This is a genomic window from Mycobacterium sp. (assembly GCF_050700595.1).
GTDB lineage: Bacteria > Actinomycetota > Actinomycetes > Mycobacteriales > Mycobacteriaceae > Mycobacterium.
This window is the reverse complement of record NZ_JBOHHI010000191.1, coordinates 1-2,999: the sequence shown is the minus strand read 5'-3', so window position 1 is coordinate 2,999 and position 2,999 is coordinate 1. Positions and strand designations below refer to the sequence as shown.

At 67.7% G+C, this 2,999-nt stretch carries 1 protein-coding gene; it reads left to right on the top strand.

Annotated elements, in window-relative coordinates; translation table 11 throughout:
- Positions 1 to 2,999, top strand: a 2,999-nt coding sequence (locus ACRDTL_RS18020; protein ID WP_431508060.1) for an SDR family NAD(P)-dependent oxidoreductase, incomplete at both ends; no start/stop codon positions are given.

Genomic DNA, 2,999 nt, shown 5'->3' with positions numbered 1-2,999 from the left:
GCCGGGCGGTCGACGGGTTGTTGGCGCCGCCGCCCACCGACCAGCCGTGGCGGTTGGGGCTTTCGTCCGCGGGCACGTTCGAGAACCTGCAGCTCGAACCCGTGCCCAACGCCGATACGCCGCTGGGGGTTGGCCATGTCCGCGTCGCTATGCGCGCCATCGCCGCTAACTTCCGCGACGTGATGATCACCCTGGGTATGTTCACGCATGACGCGTTACTCGGCGGCGAAGGGGCCGGTGTCGTCGTCGAGGTGGGGCCCGATGTCACCGAATTCGCCGTCGGTGACGCGGTGATGGGATTCTTCCCCGACACCAGCGGCACACTGGTCGCCGGCGACACCCGGCTGCTGCTCCCGATGCCCAGCGACTGGACATTCGCCGAAGCAGCGGGCGTATCAGCTGTTTTCACCACCGCCTACTACGCCTTCCTGCACCTGGCCGGGGTCAAACCGGGTCAGCGGGTGCTGATTCACGCCGCCACCGGCGGGGTGGGGATGGCGGCGGTGCAGTTGGCCCGCCATCTGGGCCTGGACGTGTTCGCCACCGCCAGCCGTGGTAAGTGGGACATGCTGCGCTCCATGGATTTTGACGACGATCACATCGCCGACTCGCGGACACTGGAGTTTGAGGACAAGTTCTCGGCCGTGACCGGTGGGCACGGGATGGATGTGGTGCTGGATTCGCTGGCCGGCGAGTTCGTCGACGCCTCACTGCGGCTGGTCGCCCCGGGCGGAGTCTTCCTGGAAATGGGCAAGACCGACATCCGCGACCCCGGCGTGGTCGCCCAACAGCACGCGCAAGTGCGGTACCGCGCCTTCGACCTGTTCGAACCCGGCCGGGACCGGATGCACCAGTATCTGCTGGACCTCGCCAAGCTGTTTGACGACGGTGTCTTACGCCCGTTGCCGGTGACGACGTTCGATATCCGGCGGGCGCCGGCGGCACTGCGGTATCTGAGCCAGGCGCGTCATGTCGGCAAGGTCGTGATGACCTTGCCTTTTGGGCCAGGTGGCGCGCTGGGAGCCGGCACGGTGCTGATCACCGGCGGCACCGGGATGGCCGGTTCGGCGCTGGCCCGGCACGTGGTGGCTGAACACGGCGTGTGCCACCTGGTGTTGGTCAGCCGCCGCGGCGCCGACGCGCCGGGTGCCGCGGAGCTGGTGGCCGAGCTCACCGACGCCGGCGTTGACGTCAACGTGATCGCCTGTGATGCGGCCGACCGCGAAGCGCTGGCCAAAGTGATTTCCGATATTCCGGTACAGCATCCGTTGTCGGCGGTGATTCATGCCGCCGGCGTGCTCGATGACGCGGTGCTGACGTCGCTGACCGCAGACCGGGTCGATGCGGTGTTGCGGGCCAAGGTGGATGCGGCGTGGAATCTGCACGAGTTGACTCGGGATCTGGACGTGTCGGCGTTCGTGATGTTTTCGTCGATGGCAGGTCTGGTGGGCTCGTCGGGTCAGGCCAACTACGCGGCTGCCAACTCGTTCCTGGACGCCTTGGCGGCGCACCGGCGCGCCAACGGGTTGCCGGCGATCTCGCTGGGCTGGGGCCTGTGGGACCAGGCCAGCGACATGACCGGCGGACTCGACGCCGCCAATCGGGCCCGGCTGGGCCGCAGCGGTGTCCTCGCGCTGTCGTCGGCCGAGGCGTTGCAGTTGTTCGACACCGCAATGATCATCGACGAGCCGTTCCTGGCGCCGGCTCACATCGACACTGCCGCGCTACGTGGCAACGCCGCGGTGGTGCCGCCGATGTTCACCGACCTGATCGCGGCGCCGACACGTCGCCGTGTCGATGAATCGCTGGCCGCCAGCAAATCGAAATCTGCGCTGGCGCAACGGCTGCAGGGACTATCCGATGACGAGCAGCACACCCTGCTGTTGGACATGGTGCGTTCGCACATCGCCACCGTGCTGGGCAACACCGCGCCGGATGCCATCGACGCAGACAAGGCGTTCCAGGAGTTGGGCTTCGACTCGCTGACCGCGGTCGAAATGCGTAACCGGCTCAAAACCGCCAGCGGGCTGGCGCTTTCACCGACTCTCATCTTCGACTACCCGACCCCCAACGGGCTCGCCGGCTACATGCGCACCGAACTCGCCGGTGTCCCACAAGAAATCAAGCAGGTTCGGCCGGTGCGCGCGACCGTCGACGGCCCGATCGCGATCGTCGGGATGTCCTGCCGGTTCCCCGGTGGAGTTCAAAGCCCTGACGACTTATGGGACATGGTGGCCCAGGGCCGTGACGTGCTCACCGAGTTCCCCGGCGACCGCGGCTGGGACCTGGCCGGGATGTTCAACCCCGACCCCGATGTGCCCGGTGCCTGCTACACCCGCACCGGCGGATTCGTCGACGACGTCGCGGATTTCGACCCGGCCTTCTTCGGGGTGACGCCGAGCGAGGCGCTGGCGATGGACCCGCAACAACGGATGTTCCTCGAGTTGTCCTGGGAGGCGTTGGAGCGCGCGGGGATTGACCCGGCCGGATTACGGGGCAGCGCCACCGGCGTATTCGCCGGCGTGATGACGCAGGGTTACGGCATGTTCGCCGCAGAGCCCGTGGAAGGTTTCCGGCTCACCGGCCAGTTGTCCAGCGTGGCATCGGGGCGGGTGGCCTATGTGCTGGGGCTGGAGGGCCCGGCACTGTCGGTGGACACGGCGTGTTCGTCGTCGCTGGTGACACTGCACATGGCGGTGGCCTCGCTGCGGTCCGGCGAGTGCGACCTGGCGCTGGCCGGCGGCGTCACCGTCAACGCCACTCCCGACATCTTCGTCGAATTCAGCCGCTGGCGCGGACTTTCACCCGACGGCCGCTGCAAAGCATTCGCCGGGGCAGCCGACGGCACCGGATTCTCCGAGGGTGGCGGGAGGTTGGTGGTGGAGCGGCTTTCGGATGCGCGGCGGTTGGGGCATCCGGTGTTGGCGGTGGTGGCCGGTTCGGCGGTGAATCAGGATGGTGCCTCGAATGGGTTGACGGCGCCCAATGGGCCGTCGCAG